The following is a 12,464-nucleotide window of genomic DNA, read 5'->3' on the forward strand; positions in this document are numbered from 1 at the left end:
CTTCCGTGACGGCGACCCTGCGGGATTATGGTTAACGCAGTATTAACGACCGAAACCCGATACAGCCTAGGCGGGCGTTTTGACGCCCGCTTAACCTAAGATGGCTAGCCTCATGCCAGTCCGCTCGGAGTTTGACCGGGGCGCAGAGTCATCGGGAGAAAGCCATGACCGCGATCACCAACTCCACCACCGCTGGGACCTCGGCCTTTTTGGCGAGCCAGGCGCAGGCCGGCGCGATTCCATCCGCCACCGCATCGACAACATCGCAATCGGCCACCACCGCGGCCACGGGTGCGGTCGACACCGTCACGCTGTCCGACCGCGCCAAAGCGATTCTCGACAAGGCCAAAGCCGACAAGGCGGCCACCGAACAGCTCGCGCTGTCGTTCGACGAGAGCCTGCAGAAGCGTACCGATGCCTTGACCGCCAAGCTCACCGACGCGTTCAAGAAATTGAACGTCAATCTCGATGACGCCGTCAGGCTGCAGGTCGACAAATTCGGCAACGTCACCGCCGAAGGGCCCTGGAAAGCGAAGATCGAGAAGTACTTCGCCGACAATCCTGACGTCGCCAAGGAGCTGAAGGAAATCTCCGGGCTGAACGCGCTGAAGGCGGCAAACGCCGCGCTCGAGCTCTACAACAAGGAAAAGGGCTCCAGCGCCCCGGGCAGCAAGCAGCAGCAAACCGCCTGGAGCAACTACAACGCCCGCTCGATGAATATTCAGACGCTGTCGGGTGTGATCAGCCTGAAGGATGGCCAATTGCGATCGGCCGCGCTGGATTACATCGACAGCATTGCAGATCCGACCGGCGCGAAGGCCGGTCCGGACTTGGTGCAGCAGCAGCGTGAGGTCGCCAGCCGGCTGGCCTGATCCGCAGGGCTATTTGCCGTAGACCTTGTCCGGGTCGAACTTGCGCTCGGAGTCGGTTTCGATCAGCACCGGCGCGCCGTCGCCGCCGCGGTCGATGCGGCGGTAGAAGCAGGAGTGGCGGCCGGTGTGACAGGCGGCGCCGCCGGTCTGGTCGACCTTGATCCACACCGCGTCCTGGTCGCAGTCGACCCGCATCTCCAGCACCTTCTGGATGTGGCCGGAGGTCTCGCCCTTCTTCCACAGCCGCTTGCGCGAGCGGCTGTAGTACCAGGCCTCGCCGGTCTGGATGGTGCGGTCGAGCGCTTCGTCGTTCATAAACGCGACCATCAGCACGTCGCCGGTCCGCGCATCGGTGGCGACGCAGGTGACGAGCCCGTGCGCGTCGAATTTCGGGCGCAGCACAACGCCTTCCTCGACATCATCGGGCGCAACGGGTGAAGAACTTGAACGCGATTCGCTGGACACGATTGAATTGCCTTGCAGGACTCGCGCGTTAGCCGCGGTCCCTGACCATCGACATGAACCGCGCCTGCTCCGCCGGATTGTCGCGGAACACGCCGGTGTAGCGGCTGGTGAAGGTGGTGGCGCCCTTCTTGGCGATGCCGCGCACCGACATGCAGGTGTGCTCGGCTTCGAGCAGCACCGCGACGCCACGCGGCTTCAGCACCTCGTCGATCGCGGCGGCGATCTGCGCGGTTAGATGCTCCTGAGTCTGCAGGCGGCGGGCGAAGATGTCGACCAGTCGCGCCAGCTTCGACAGCCCGACCACGCGCTCCACCGGCGTATAGGCGATGTGCGCCTTGCCGTAGAACGGCATCACGTGGTGTTCGCAGTGCGAGGTGAAGCTGATGTTGCGGACCAGGACGAAGTCGTCATAGCCGGCGGTCTCGCCGAAGGTGCGCTCCAGCACTTCCTTCGGACACTGGTGATAGCCCTGGAACAGTTCGTCATAGGCTTCGACCACCCGGCGCGGGGTGTCGAGCAGGCCCTCGCGCTCGGTGTTCTCGCCGATATAGGACAGCAGCGTCTTCACCGCGGCTTCCGCCTCGGCGCGCGACGGGCGCGGCTGATCGGGCTGCACCGCGACTTCGAGGAACTCGGACGGATCGAGCTCGGCGGGCTGGAATTCGGGGCGGCCTTCGGCCGGCTTGGTGCCGCGGATCGGCTTGATTTTGGCGTCCATCTTCTCTCCGTTCGACCGGCCTTGTTGGGCCGGATGTGTCACCGGGCAGACGGGCGGACAACAGCCGGTCGTCTTGATCCCTTCGGCGAGCCCGGCCGGCCAAGTGTTTGACCGATTTCGGCTCGCGGCCTCCGCGCGGCACAGTCAGCCGCACGGCGAGGCTTCATTTCGAAAGCCACGCTTCCTATATAAGACGGCAAGCCGGAACCGCCAAGGTCGCCGCCTCCGGGCGACCGGCGTGCCCAGCGCCGGCATCGGAATTCGCGGCATGCTCAACGACGTCTACAACAAGCGCATCATCGAACTGGCCGGCAATATTCCGCGGATCGGGCGACTGGAGCATCCCGACGCCAGCGCCACCGCGCATTCCAAACTGTGCGGCTCGACCGTGACGATCGACCTCAAGATGGACGGCGACACCGTCACCGACTTCGCCCACATCGTCAAAGCCTGCGCGCTCGGCCAAGCCTCGTCGTCGATCATGGCGAGCCACGTGGTCGGCTCGACCGCCAGCGAACTCAAAGCGTTGCGCGAGACCGTGCGCAAGATGCTAAAAGAGAACGGCGCCCCACCCGACGGCAAATGGGCCGACATCGCGATGCTTGAGCCGGTCCGCGACTACAAGGCCCGCCACGCCTCGACGCTGCTGACCTTCGACGCGGTGGTCGACGCGATCGGACAGATCGAAGCGCAAAACGACGGCGCCAAGGCGACAGCCTAAGCACCCCTCCACGAGTCATTCCGGGGCACGCGCGGAGCGCGTGAACCCGGAATCTCGACTTTGTGAAAGACAACGCACAGCAATCTCGGGATTCCGGGTTCGCTCGCTGTCGCGAGCGCCCCGGAATGACGTTGCTTGGTTCAGTGCCCCGGCTGCGCCGCGGCGGTGCCGCCGGTCGGGAGCGCTTCGGCGGTCTTGGTGGCGGCCGCCGGCTGCGGGGTGAAGCGGTCCTGGACCGGCTTCGGCTCGGCCGATGCCACGGTCTTGGCCGATGCACCGGCGAGGCCGGGCAACAGATCGGCGATCGCCTGGGTGGTGATCAGGTTGGTGTCACGCAACTCCTGCCGTGACAGCTCGTGCAGGTCTTCCCACGGCGGCACGCTGAGGGCGAGCGACAGCAGATCGCCGGTGCCGCCCATCTCGAACGTAAACTTCGCCAACCGGCCGATGTCGCGCTCGACGATCGACATGTCCTGTGCGGTGTAGCTGGCGGCGCGGGCATCCTCGGCGCGGTCGCCCATCCAGATCTGGTGAACCCGGACATGGGCGCCTTCCGGCACATAGCGGGAGTTGCCGGCGAGCAGCAGGAACACGCACATCGATTCGCAGTAGGCGCCGGGCTCGATCCGGGCGCGGCTGCCGAGCGGCGACGCCGACGGCACGCTGGTGCCGACCGTGGTGGCCAGCCCGAGCTTGCGCCAGCGCCGGCCGAGCGTGATGGCGTCGTTGACCGAGCCACCGCTCGAATCCAGCACAACGGTGGCGCCGCCGAGCTTGCGATCGCGGGCGAAGTCCTCGAAATCCTTCGGGGTGTCGGTGGTGACAATGCCGATGGCGCTGATCCAGCCGCCGCAATCCGGATCACAGGCGACCCAGCCGAACTTCATCGGCTGCCGCCGCGCTTCGAGACTGGCGGCGCCGGCCGTGACAGGAATGCTGCTGTCGGCTGCGAACCCGAGTAGAACGATGCCGAGCGTTGCGACCAGCCCCAGCGCCCCACCGTTCAGACAAGAAAGAACTGCGCGTCCCAACCTGGCTTCCTTCGCTCCGGCAGCAACTGCGTCACAAGTTCCAACGCGAATCTGTCACGTGTCTGTTACTTAACCGTTGTGAAAAAGCTAACTTTGATCAACCGCAAACACCACCGCGTTTTGCTGCGATGCGCTCAACAGCGCGCGAGTTTCGGGTGAAGTGTTGCGCAAATGTCGGCGCCTCGCGGTTCCCCGCAACGGAACCGCGCAAACCGCCGCTCATCGAAACGGCATCTGCTCATGCAACTACCAAGTCACGGAACTGATTGGATCGCAGCGGTGCTGCGACTGCCGCGGAACATCGGGCGTGGACTGATATGGCTGTATCGTCACACGCTTTCGCCGCTGGTTGGCTACAACTGCCGGCACTATCCGACCTGCTCGATGTACGGGGACGAAGCGATCAGCAGATTCGGACTGTGGGCGGGCGGCTGGATGACGCTGGCGCGACTGTTGCGCTGCCAGCCGTGGGGCACGTCCGGGATCGATCTGGTTCCGCAAGTCCCGCCGCCCGGCGCACATTGGTATCTGCCGTGGCGCTACGCCCGCTGGCGCGGCGTCAACGCGCCGCCGCCGGATGTTGCCGCGCCATGCGGCTGCGGCTCACATTCGCAGCTTACGCCGCACTGACACCGATGCGGCCGAGACCCGGCAGTTTGACCGCCGGCCGGCGCAGGTCGAGGCCGATGACGGCGCCGAGCACGTTGAGTTCGAGACCCTCGATCCAGCCGAGCGTCAGGCCGAGATAACCGCCGAGCGTGGCGCGGACACCGGTGCCGGACGGCGTCACGGCAACCCAGCCGCCGTCCCATGGATAGTCCTTGCCGATGGCGGTCGGCGGCAGCGTGGTGCGCAGTTCCGGGACCGCCGCGATCACCGCAGCCACGAAGGTATTGGAGTTCGGTCCCGGCCAGGCGCGATAGTCGCCGTACGCGGCGAGCTTGTAGCCTTTCACCGCGGCCTCGATCTTCGGGATCATCGCCGCGGCGGCCTCGCCGTCGGCGGCCGCGATCAGCTGTGGCTCGTCGCCAAACCAGCGACCGTCGGCGACGAAACCGTTGACGCGGATCGGTGTGCCCCACGCGGTGTAGTCGTAGCGGGTGTAGCGCGATGCGTTCGCCTGCTTCACCACGATCCAGCTGTGCACGGCGAAGATGCCGCGCCAGCGCACCGTACGCGCGGCAAACACCCGCACCACCGCATCGGGATTCTGCGCCGCTGGCGGCAACAGCCCGGCGCTGGAACGGTCGGCGCTCTGCCAGTCGACGCTGCGATCGCCCAGCCAGTATTTTCCGGCCGACACGGCGATCGGCACGATCAGCAACAACAACAGGATCAGCACAAAACGTCTCACGTGGGGATGGTCAATGCGAAGGAGGACACCGAAGAATATAGACGGCACCCCTGCGCTCGCCAGAACCGATCACGCGGACGTGCAGGAACGGCGCGTTGTTAGCAGCGCCGAGAGGATCACCACACTGCCGCTGCGAGCGCTGCGATCAGCGCCGGCGGCGTCACCACGAGGCCGAGCTTAAGGAACCGCCAGGCCGAGACTTCGATCTGGTTCCGGCGCAGCACCACCAGCCACAGGATGGTGGCGAGCGAGCCGGTGACCGAGAAGTTCGGCCCCAAATCGACGCCGATCAGCAGCGCCGCGATGGTCTCACGCGGCAGGTGATTGTCGGCTGCGACCGAGCCGGCGACGAGGCCGACCGGCAGATTGTTGCCGATGTTGCAGGCGATCGCGGTGACGATGCCGGCCGCCCACGAACCGAGCCGCGGCGCATCCGCCACCGCCTCGCGCAGCAGGCCGCCGAGCGCTCCGATCACGCCGGTGCGGCTCAGCGCCTCGACCATCACAAACAGGCCAGCAACCAGCGGCACCACGCTCCACGATACGCCCTTCAGTACGGGAACCGGCGACTGCCGAGCGACCGCCAACACCACCGCAGTAGTGACGAGGCCGCACACGAAGGTCGGCAGCCCGAGCGCGACATCGAGCGCCGAAGCCGTCAGCAGCACGATCGCGATCGCGCCGATGCCGACGGCGGCGAGCTTGCCGCCGCGCGACAGATGCGGCGTCTCGACTCGCATCTCGATCCTCTGCGCGGCGAGCGAACGGCGCAGCGCCAGACGCAGCACCAGATAGGTCGCGACGATCGCCGCCAGCGACGGCAGCGTGAATTGCTGCAGCCAGCCGCCGAGATGCGGCATGTGCTCGCCGAACACCACCAGGTTGGCCGGGTTGGCGATCGGCAGCACGAAGCTCGCCGCATTGGCGATGAAGGCGCAGACGAACAGATACGGCAGCGGCGCAGCGCCTGCCGCACGCGTCGCCGCATACACCGCCGGGGTCAATACGATCGCGGTGGCGTCGTTCGAGAGCAGCGCCGTCACGAACACGCCGACGACATACACCAAAAGGAACAGCCGCTGCGGCGAACCGTGCGCGTGTTGGACCGCGAACGCCGCGAGATAATCGAACAGCCCCTCGCGCTGAGCCAGTTCGGCGATCAGCATCATGCCGATCAGGAACAGATATACGTCGATGCCGTTGCGCACGCCGGCGAGCGCGTCCTGCCACGACAGCAAACCGAGCACGACTAGCGCCACCGCGCCCGCGACCGCCCATACCGCTTCGGGCCAGCGCAGCGGCCGAATGATAACCCCTGCGGTGGCGAGGGCGACGATACTCCAGGTCAGAACAGAATCGTGGGAGAGCATGAAACTTGGCATTGCGAAGTGGAACATCAAGCTGAAGGAAGCGGAACTAATCGATAAGCGATGATGCTGCGATTGTCTCTATCGGTACGGTTGCAGTCCCTGCAGGCAGCGCGCGACAATATAGTCCTTGTATGACAGGGGCAGATGCTATACGGTTTGGTTATTCGATTAGCCGCTGTGCCTTTCTGAATGCGCCCGCGGGCTCCTTCCCAAAGTCATCGATTAGTTGAAACGTCACGTGCCACGTTGGCGCGGACGATGTGCTTTGGAGAATGGAAATGACGACTGGTACCGTAAAGTGGTTCAACGGCCAAAAGGGTTTTGGCTTCATCGCGCCGAACGACGGCGGCAACGACGTGTTCGTGCACATCAGCGCGGTTGAGCGCGCCGGGCTGTCCGGCCTCGCCGAAGGCCAGCAGGTCTCGTTCGAGGTGAAGGTTGACAGAATGCGCGGCAAGAGCAGCGCGGAAAATCTCGCGCTGGCTTGATCCGGCGTCTCCGTTTCACGGATGTACTGAAACGGCAGATGGGCCCGTTCGATCCCTGCGATCGAGCGGGTTTTGCCGCGCGTGCCGAAGGAGACGGATATGACTGACAAGAAGACCACCACTCCCTCCCCGACCAGCATCGAACGGGCTCGCCGCAAGGCGCTCGAACAGCAGGAAGGCGCGCAGCGGATGGCGGAGGTCGCACGCGAAGGCGTCGCGCTTCGCAAGAACATGGAGCGGCTGCGCGCGCTGCGGCTCGCCCGCGAGGCCGAACAGGCCGCTGCGGCGGCTTCGGCAGATCCATCGGCGGCCACGCCGAAGAAGCGGGCGCGCAAGACGTCCGTAAGCTGACGCGTGCGGAGTGCTGCTTGCGCGGTCCCGGCTGGAGACGACGATGGCGACCGCCGACGATTTCAAGCTGATCCGCGATATTCAGACCAACGGCGGCCGCCGCCAGGTGTTCGGCGCGCGCGAGCAGAAGCCGTTCGAAAATCTCGTCGAGCTCGGCTGGCTGAAGCGCTCCTCGGTCGATCCCCGGTCGACGCACTATCAGATCACCGAGCGCGGCACCGCCGCTGCGCTCAGAAGCTGACGCAGCTCGGCCGCACCGAGATCATCACCGCCTGCTGCTTGAAACGCTGCTTATAGGCGTCGGCGATGGCGCTCAGCGCCGCGCGCTTGGCCGGATCCTCGGCGAACACCAGCGTCACCAGCTTGGCCTTTTCCCGAACGATGTGGCCGCGCTCGCTGTCGCGCCACTGCCCGACGCTATCCACCACCGTCAGCCCATCCGGAAACCGCGGCGTGATTTCTTCCGCGGTGAAACGCTTGAACTCGGCATCGCTGACGCCGAGCCGGTCGCCGATATTGCGGCCGAATGCCAGTTCGGCACTCAGCATCGGCTGCGATGGCGGCAGACACGCCGGCGCCGGCAACGTCGCGCAACCGCCGAGCGACGCCGCAGCAAAGCAGGCTATCAGCAGCCGTGTCAGGACCGGCTTCGGCATCTTCTCTCAACCTCGTCGCAGCGTCTTCAGATAAGCGCATAGCATGTCGCCGACCGCGTCCGCATACGCGGTGATCTCGGCCGCCGTGCGCGGGCGGCTGGAGAAGTCCTTGCCGAGCGCGGCGATCGTGCGGCTGATCAGCTCCGCCGCCCGCAGGCGCGCGGCCTCGGAGCTGTTCGGCGCCGCCTCCTGCAGAAACGCCGCCATGGTGCCGTCCATTGCCTTGCGGGCCGCACGGGCTTCAGGCGCGTCGCGATACAAAGGCGCAGCATCATCGAGCGCGCCGCGCACTTCGGCTTCGTCGCATTCCGATTGGATGAAGGCATGCACCAGCCGCCGCAGCCGCTGCGGCGGCGGATCGCGCCGATCCTCGAGGATGTCGCGCAGCATCTCCGAGGTCTGCCGCCACTCGTCGCTCTGCAGCCGGAACAGGATCGCAGCCTTGTTGGGGAAGTACTGATACAGCGAGCCGACACTGACGCCGGCTTTGTCGGCGACCCGCGCGGTGGTGAAGCGCTGCGCGCCCTCTTTCGCCAAAACCTGAACAGCCGCCTCCAGAATGGCCGCGACCAGCTCGGTCGAGCGCGCCTGCTGCGGCTGTTTTCGCGAGGAAATTGAGCCACTTCGGAGTTCGGTCATCGGCGCCTCGGGGAATGCGATTAGCGAATGCGAATATTTATTCGTATTTCTGAGGACGCGCAACATCGCGCTGATCACTCCCTTTTGGAGTTCGCCATGACCACCCTCACCACCTCACCGCTGGCCCCGCTGCTGACGCGGCTGTTCGACGAAGCCGAAGCCACACAGCCGCAGCTCGATCAGCTCGCACCCGACACGATGCGGCTGATGCGTAGCAAGACCGACTACGCGACGCTATACGGCCGGTTGAAAGACTACGCCCTCGCGGTGTCGCCTGAGACCGGCGTGCTGCTCTACATGCTGGCGCGAGGCTGCCGAGCCCGGAGCATCGTCGAGTTCGGCACCTCGTTCGGCATTTCGACGCTGCATCTGGCCGCAGCGCTGCGCGACAATGGCGGCGGCCGGCTGATCACCACCGAGTTCGAGCACGCCAAGCTGGTCCGCGCCGAGGCCAATCTCGAAGCCGGCGATCTCGCCGATCTGGTCGAATTCCGCGAAGGCGATGCGCTGCAAACTCTCAGCAAGGATCTGCCCGACCGCATCGATCTCGTGCTGCTCGACGGTGCCAAAGCGCTGTATGCGGATATTCTCGACCTGCTCGAAAGCCGGCTTTCGCCCGGCGCGCTGATCGTCGCCGACAACGCCGATCACTGCCCGGACTATCTCGCCAGGGTGCGCGATCCGGCGAACGGCTATCTGTCGGTGCCGTTCGCCGACGAGGTCGAGCTGTCGATGCGGCTCGGCTGATACTACAGACGGGGCCTGCGCCCCGCGGTCTGCCGCCGGCAGCGCCGGCCGTAAGCGTTCAACGTCAATCAACGCACGTCCCGATCCATCGCGGTCGGCGTGCTCTGATGACGCCGCCGATCGCGGATCAGCCTGGAGACTCCCATGGCCGTCCGTTCGATCGATGCCTCGCCTGCCCCCGCCCTGTCGCTGCGCCGCCGTCTGGCGCTGCACACCTGCCTCGCCTTCACCGCCATCGCGGTGCTGATCCCGCCGCACGCCTCGCCGACCCACGCGCCGCTGCTGATCGGCACGCGGCTGCTGCTGGGCGTGATCAACTATGTGAGACGTCGCAGCGCAGCGCGATGCGGCTGCGGCGCGCTCAAGCGCTGCGGTCGCGGGTCGCGGCCACCACCATGCACAGCGCCAGACCCAGCACCGCGGTGGAGACGTAGCCGTTGACATGCAGCAGCCCGGCCGCGAACAGCGTGCCGCCGATCGCCGAGCCGATCGCCTGGCCGACATATAGCACCGACGTATTCAGCGACACCGTCGCGCCGGCGAGCGTCGGATCGGCCGTCACGAGGCGCACCTGCTGCATCGAGTTCGAGGCCGCAAAGCCGAGCCCCCACACCGCCACCGCAGCGGCCATCACGCCGAAATGCCCGGCCCCGAAGGTCCAGCCGAGGATGCCGGCCAGCATCAGCGAGGTGAACAGCGCCGAAGTGCGGTATGCGCCCCAGCCGTCCACGATGCGACTGGCGATGACGTTGCCGACGAAGCCGCAGACGCCGTAGATCGCAAACACCAGCGCGATCTCGCGCGGCCCGGCGCCGGTCAGGCCGGTGAGCAGCGGCCCGAAAAAGGTGAACACCACGAACTGTCCGGAGGTCTGCAGTGACGACACCCCGAGCAGCGTCAGGATGCGGCGGTTGCGCCCCACCGCGGCCCAGGTGCGCAGGCTCACCGGCGCCGCAGTCAGGCCGCCCGGCAGCCGCAGCCAGAGCAGGATGAAACTGATCAGGCCGATGCCGCCGACGGTGAGATAGGCGCCGCGCCAGCCGGCATGATCGGCCGCGAAGGTGACCAGCGGGACGCCGAGCGCCACCGCCAGCGACCAGCCGAGAAACACATAGGCCATGGTGCCGCCGCGGCTTTCCGGCGGCACGATCAGCGCCACCGCGCCAGCGGCCTGCGGCGTGTACAGCGCGCCGACCGACAGCATCGCCAGCCGCAGCACCAGCAGCACGGCATAGTTCGGCGCAAAGGCGGAGGCGAGATTGCCGAGCGCCATCACCGCCAGCGTCGTCGTCAGCAGCAGCCGGCGATCAATCCGGCTGGTCAACCAGGCGGTGAGCGGCGAGCCGATGCACAGCACGATCGCCCCGAAGGTGATCAGCAGGCCGGCGTCGCGGATCGTCACCCCGAGCCCGGCCGCCAGATCCGGCAACATGCCGGCGGGCGCCAGAACCGAGGTTCCGGTGACGAAATTGCCGAGCATTAGGGCGGTGGGGGCGAACGAGCGGGACACTCCCGAACGCTAGCAGGATTTTCATGCAAGTGCATTAAAATTCTGCGCAAAGAGAATTCTGCGCAAAGAGTAAGGCTTCACCCAGGACGGATCCTGAAACAGATAGAGGAGCAAAAATCCTCCTCAAACGTAAAATCTAACCGAGACGTCGCTTAGAATTCGATTCATATCGCAGGGCCGACAATGGAGCCTCATAGATACTGTCGTCCAGGAAGCGGAGCAGCTGCTTGGTAGCCTTCTTATCACCTGGAACTCTGATCTTTCCGTCGACAACTTCAAGCTGAAGCCCGATTGAACCGGCTTTTGCTACGATGTCATCGACTTGGTATTGGCTTAGAACATTTGTCTTTGAAAGAGCATGAACAAGCTTGCGAACCGTTTGGTCAGCAAGCCGCTTAAAGAGCTCTACATCAGCAACCGCAAGACTTTCATGCGAGCAAAATTCCTCAATCTGCTGGTCCGTAGCAGCCTCATAATACTCGTTAAGTGGAAATATCCGACGAACAACGGCGAAACTCTTGAACTTCAGCTTACCGCCTTCAATTATCGCGACCAGATTTCCAGCCAGAGTGAAGGCAGTATTCGTCAATTCGTTGAACGTGTCTCCGCTAAGCATAAGCGTGAGCGCCTTGCGCGATAACACCTGCTGAAGCGTAAAGAGCTGAAAGAGAACTCTAACACCTCCGGCCGCCTCAACGGGCACTGCTAAGGCAACGACCTTCTCCTCGGTAAAAGCGCCAGCACTAAGCGCTGCGAGACCCATTGGATTCGCAATAGCATCGATGACGGCATTCGCCTGAACTGGAGCATCCATAACCAGTATTTGATCGTCGTCTGGCTTCCAGTCACTTCCGAATGCAACCTCCTCTTCGATTCCATCCAGGAAAACCCTGGACTGCTCTTCGAACACAGCAACGACTTTTTGCTGAACTGGCCGACTGAGAATAATGTGCTTTGTCACAAGTTGATCGCCGACACGGCAAATCGCGAATAAATTGGCCATTAAGACTCGTCTCCGATATCAAGAAGAATGTACTCAGTAAGCTGCCCGACAGTTAGACGGTTGGCTGCAGTTCGAATGTGTTTTTTGGTGATAAGTACGTACGTCACCCCATCTCGCGATGTGATTTTATAGAAGTGCCACTGCAAAATCCCCAACAACGGATTGAAGTGGTACCCATAGCCAGTCGCCACCACTACCCCGAATATCGCAATAACGGGGACCCACAGATCCCAACTCAAAGTGTCGATCTTGTTGGTGAACAGCGGCAAAAGATACAACAACATGAAACCGATATTTTCGGCATCAGCGGGCTCAATTTCTTTTGCTTCGAAAGGCAATGCCTCAAGCTGCTTCCTCGAGTAGCCAAGCACGAATAGACAAGCAAGCACCGCCACCGCACCAACGGCGAGAGCCATCAATGCAATAAGTCTCTCGCCCTGCATGTAAGCAACCCAAGCGTACGTAAAACTCACTGGAGCGATCGCTGTTGCAGTGAGAATGAGGCGCGCAATCGTACTCAGCATTTCGAACTCGCAAAG

General features: G+C 64.1%; 17 protein-coding genes. 7 read left to right on the forward strand and 10 right to left on the reverse strand.

The genetic code is table 11. The features are described from left to right. Positions 1–164 precede the first annotated feature (164 nt). Positions 165–872, forward strand: coding sequence for a hypothetical protein (locus DY467_RS14325; protein ID WP_164636918.1), 708 nt, complete (start codon positions 165–167; stop codon positions 870–872). Positions 873–881: 9 nt separating this feature from the next. Here the strand turns inward: DY467_RS14325 and hisI are convergent, their stop codons facing one another. Continuing rightward, the gene (hisI, locus tag DY467_RS14330; RefSeq protein ID WP_164573025.1) at positions 882–1,337 is read right to left on the reverse strand and encodes a phosphoribosyl-AMP cyclohydrolase; all 456 of its coding nucleotides are present in this window, start codon (positions 1,335–1,337) and stop codon (positions 882–884) included. 28 nt (positions 1,338–1,365) lie between these two features. Beyond that, positions 1,366–2,055 (reverse strand): GTP cyclohydrolase I FolE, encoded by a 690-nt coding sequence (gene folE / locus DY467_RS14335; RefSeq protein ID WP_107345188.1) that lies wholly within the window; start codon positions 2,053–2,055, stop codon positions 1,366–1,368. 268 nt (positions 2,056–2,323) lie between these two features. On the opposite strand from folE, the gene DY467_RS14340 reads away from it, so the two are divergent. After that, positions 2,324–2,776 carry an iron-sulfur cluster assembly scaffold protein gene (locus DY467_RS14340; RefSeq protein ID WP_012496819.1) on the forward strand — a complete coding sequence of 151 codons (453 nt, stop codon included), beginning with the start codon at positions 2,324–2,326 and terminating at the stop codon, positions 2,774–2,776. A gap of 140 nt (positions 2,777–2,916) precedes the next feature. On the opposite strand, the gene DY467_RS14345 is transcribed toward DY467_RS14340, so the two are convergent. After that, positions 2,917–3,807: a COG3904 family protein gene (locus tag DY467_RS14345; RefSeq protein ID WP_164636922.1), complete on the reverse strand. Its 891-nt coding sequence runs from the start codon at positions 3,805–3,807 to the stop codon at positions 2,917–2,919. Positions 3,808–4,047: 240 nt separating this feature from the next. Between DY467_RS14345 and yidD the strand changes: the two genes are divergently transcribed. After that, entirely contained in the window at positions 4,048–4,437 is a 390-nt protein-coding gene (yidD, locus tag DY467_RS14350) for a membrane protein insertion efficiency factor YidD (protein WP_164636925.1), read from the forward strand. Here the strand turns inward: yidD and DY467_RS14355 are convergent. Then, positions 4,424–5,161, reverse strand: a complete 738-nt coding sequence (locus DY467_RS14355) for a DUF3750 domain-containing protein (protein ID WP_164636928.1) — start codon at positions 5,159–5,161, stop codon at positions 4,424–4,426. The two genes, yidD and DY467_RS14355, sit on opposite strands and share 14 nt — an antisense overlap. A 116-nt stretch (positions 5,162–5,277) precedes the next feature. Beyond that, the gene (locus DY467_RS14360) at positions 5,278–6,531 is read right to left on the reverse strand and encodes an arsenic transporter (RefSeq protein WP_164636931.1); all 1,254 of its coding nucleotides are present in this window, start codon (positions 6,529–6,531) and stop codon (positions 5,278–5,280) included. A gap of 278 nt (positions 6,532–6,809) precedes the next feature. On the opposite strand from DY467_RS14360, the gene DY467_RS14365 reads away from it, so the two are divergent. The 3 genes from DY467_RS14365 (at position 6,810) to DY467_RS14375 (ending at position 7,611) form a co-directional block, all read left to right on the forward strand. Next, positions 6,810–7,019, forward strand: a complete 210-nt coding sequence (locus DY467_RS14365) for a cold-shock protein (protein ID WP_107346662.1) — start codon at positions 6,810–6,812, stop codon at positions 7,017–7,019. Between the two features lie 99 nt (positions 7,020–7,118). Continuing rightward, on the forward strand, positions 7,119–7,370 hold the full coding sequence (locus DY467_RS14370; protein ID WP_107346663.1) for a transcriptional regulator: 252 nt from the start codon (positions 7,119–7,121) through the stop codon (positions 7,368–7,370). Positions 7,371–7,413: 43 nt separating this feature from the next. Beyond that, on the forward strand, positions 7,414–7,611 hold the full coding sequence (locus DY467_RS14375) for a TenA/THI-4 family protein (RefSeq protein WP_107345193.1): 198 nt from the start codon (positions 7,414–7,416) through the stop codon (positions 7,609–7,611). On the opposite strand, the gene DY467_RS14380 is transcribed toward DY467_RS14375, so the two are convergent. Both DY467_RS14380 and DY467_RS14385 read right to left on the reverse strand, forming a co-directional pair. Beyond that, positions 7,601–8,026: a DUF3574 domain-containing protein gene (locus tag DY467_RS14380; protein WP_164636934.1), complete on the reverse strand. Its 426-nt coding sequence runs from the start codon at positions 8,024–8,026 to the stop codon at positions 7,601–7,603. The genes DY467_RS14375 and DY467_RS14380 overlap by 11 nt on opposite strands. A 6-nt stretch (positions 8,027–8,032) precedes the next feature. Next, positions 8,033–8,665: a TetR/AcrR family transcriptional regulator gene (locus tag DY467_RS14385; RefSeq protein ID WP_164636937.1), complete on the reverse strand. Its 633-nt coding sequence runs from the start codon at positions 8,663–8,665 to the stop codon at positions 8,033–8,035. Positions 8,666–8,761: 96 nt separating this feature from the next. Between DY467_RS14385 and DY467_RS14390 the strand changes: the two genes are divergently transcribed. Next, entirely contained in the window at positions 8,762–9,412 is a 651-nt protein-coding gene (locus DY467_RS14390; RefSeq protein ID WP_164636941.1) for an O-methyltransferase, read from the forward strand. A gap of 361 nt (positions 9,413–9,773) precedes the next feature. Here DY467_RS14390 and DY467_RS14395 read toward each other — a convergent pair whose 3' ends face one another. The 3 genes from DY467_RS14395 to DY467_RS14405 all read right to left on the reverse strand — a co-directional run bounded on the left by DY467_RS14395 (position 9,774) and on the right by DY467_RS14405 (position 12,449). Then, positions 9,774–10,892, reverse strand: coding sequence for an MFS transporter (locus DY467_RS14395; protein WP_164636986.1), 1,119 nt, complete (start codon positions 10,890–10,892; stop codon positions 9,774–9,776). 166 nt (positions 10,893–11,058) lie between these two features. Continuing rightward, entirely contained in the window at positions 11,059–11,925 is an 867-nt protein-coding gene (locus DY467_RS14400) for a Kiwa anti-phage protein KwaB-like domain-containing protein (protein WP_164636943.1), read from the reverse strand. Further along, entirely contained in the window at positions 11,925–12,449 is a 525-nt protein-coding gene (locus DY467_RS14405; protein WP_164636947.1) for a KwaA family protein, read from the reverse strand. Before DY467_RS14405 ends, DY467_RS14400 begins: the two co-directional genes overlap by 1 nt. Positions 12,450–12,464: the final 15 nt, after the last annotated feature.

The sequence above is a fragment of the Rhodopseudomonas sp. BR0G17 genome (assembly GCF_010907025.1).
Classification (GTDB): domain Bacteria; phylum Pseudomonadota; class Alphaproteobacteria; order Rhizobiales; family Xanthobacteraceae; genus Rhodopseudomonas; species Rhodopseudomonas palustris_H.

Excerpts from the sequence above, each read along its gene's own strand:
- DY467_RS14325 (WP_164636918.1), top strand. The coding sequence starts at position 165 with ATGACCGCGATCACCAACTCCACCACCGCTGGGACCTCGGCCTTTTTG.
- folE (WP_107345188.1), bottom strand. The coding sequence starts at position 2,055 with ATGGACGCCAAAATCAAGCCGATCCGCGGCACCAAGCCGGCCGAAGGC.
- DY467_RS14340 (WP_012496819.1), top strand. The coding sequence starts at position 2,324 with ATGCTCAACGACGTCTACAACAAGCGCATCATCGAACTGGCCGGCAAT.
- yidD (WP_164636925.1), top strand. The coding sequence starts at position 4,048 with ATGCAACTACCAAGTCACGGAACTGATTGGATCGCAGCGGTGCTGCGA.
- DY467_RS14360 (WP_164636931.1), bottom strand. The coding sequence starts at position 6,531 with ATGCTCTCCCACGATTCTGTTCTGACCTGGAGTATCGTCGCCCTCGCC.
- DY467_RS14365 (WP_107346662.1), top strand. The coding sequence starts at position 6,810 with ATGACGACTGGTACCGTAAAGTGGTTCAACGGCCAAAAGGGTTTTGGC.
- DY467_RS14370 (WP_107346663.1), top strand. The coding sequence starts at position 7,119 with ATGACTGACAAGAAGACCACCACTCCCTCCCCGACCAGCATCGAACGG.
- DY467_RS14375 (WP_107345193.1), top strand. The coding sequence starts at position 7,414 with ATGGCGACCGCCGACGATTTCAAGCTGATCCGCGATATTCAGACCAAC.
- DY467_RS14380 (WP_164636934.1), bottom strand. The coding sequence starts at position 8,026 with ATGCCGAAGCCGGTCCTGACACGGCTGCTGATAGCCTGCTTTGCTGCG.
- DY467_RS14385 (WP_164636937.1), bottom strand. The coding sequence starts at position 8,665 with ATGACCGAACTCCGAAGTGGCTCAATTTCCTCGCGAAAACAGCCGCAG.
- DY467_RS14390 (WP_164636941.1), top strand. The coding sequence starts at position 8,762 with ATGACCACCCTCACCACCTCACCGCTGGCCCCGCTGCTGACGCGGCTG.
- DY467_RS14395 (WP_164636986.1), bottom strand. The coding sequence starts at position 10,892 with ATGCTCGGCAATTTCGTCACCGGAACCTCGGTTCTGGCGCCCGCCGGC.
- DY467_RS14400 (WP_164636943.1), bottom strand. The coding sequence starts at position 11,925 with ATGGCCAATTTATTCGCGATTTGCCGTGTCGGCGATCAACTTGTGACA.
- DY467_RS14405 (WP_164636947.1), bottom strand. The coding sequence starts at position 12,449 with ATGCTGAGTACGATTGCGCGCCTCATTCTCACTGCAACAGCGATCGCT.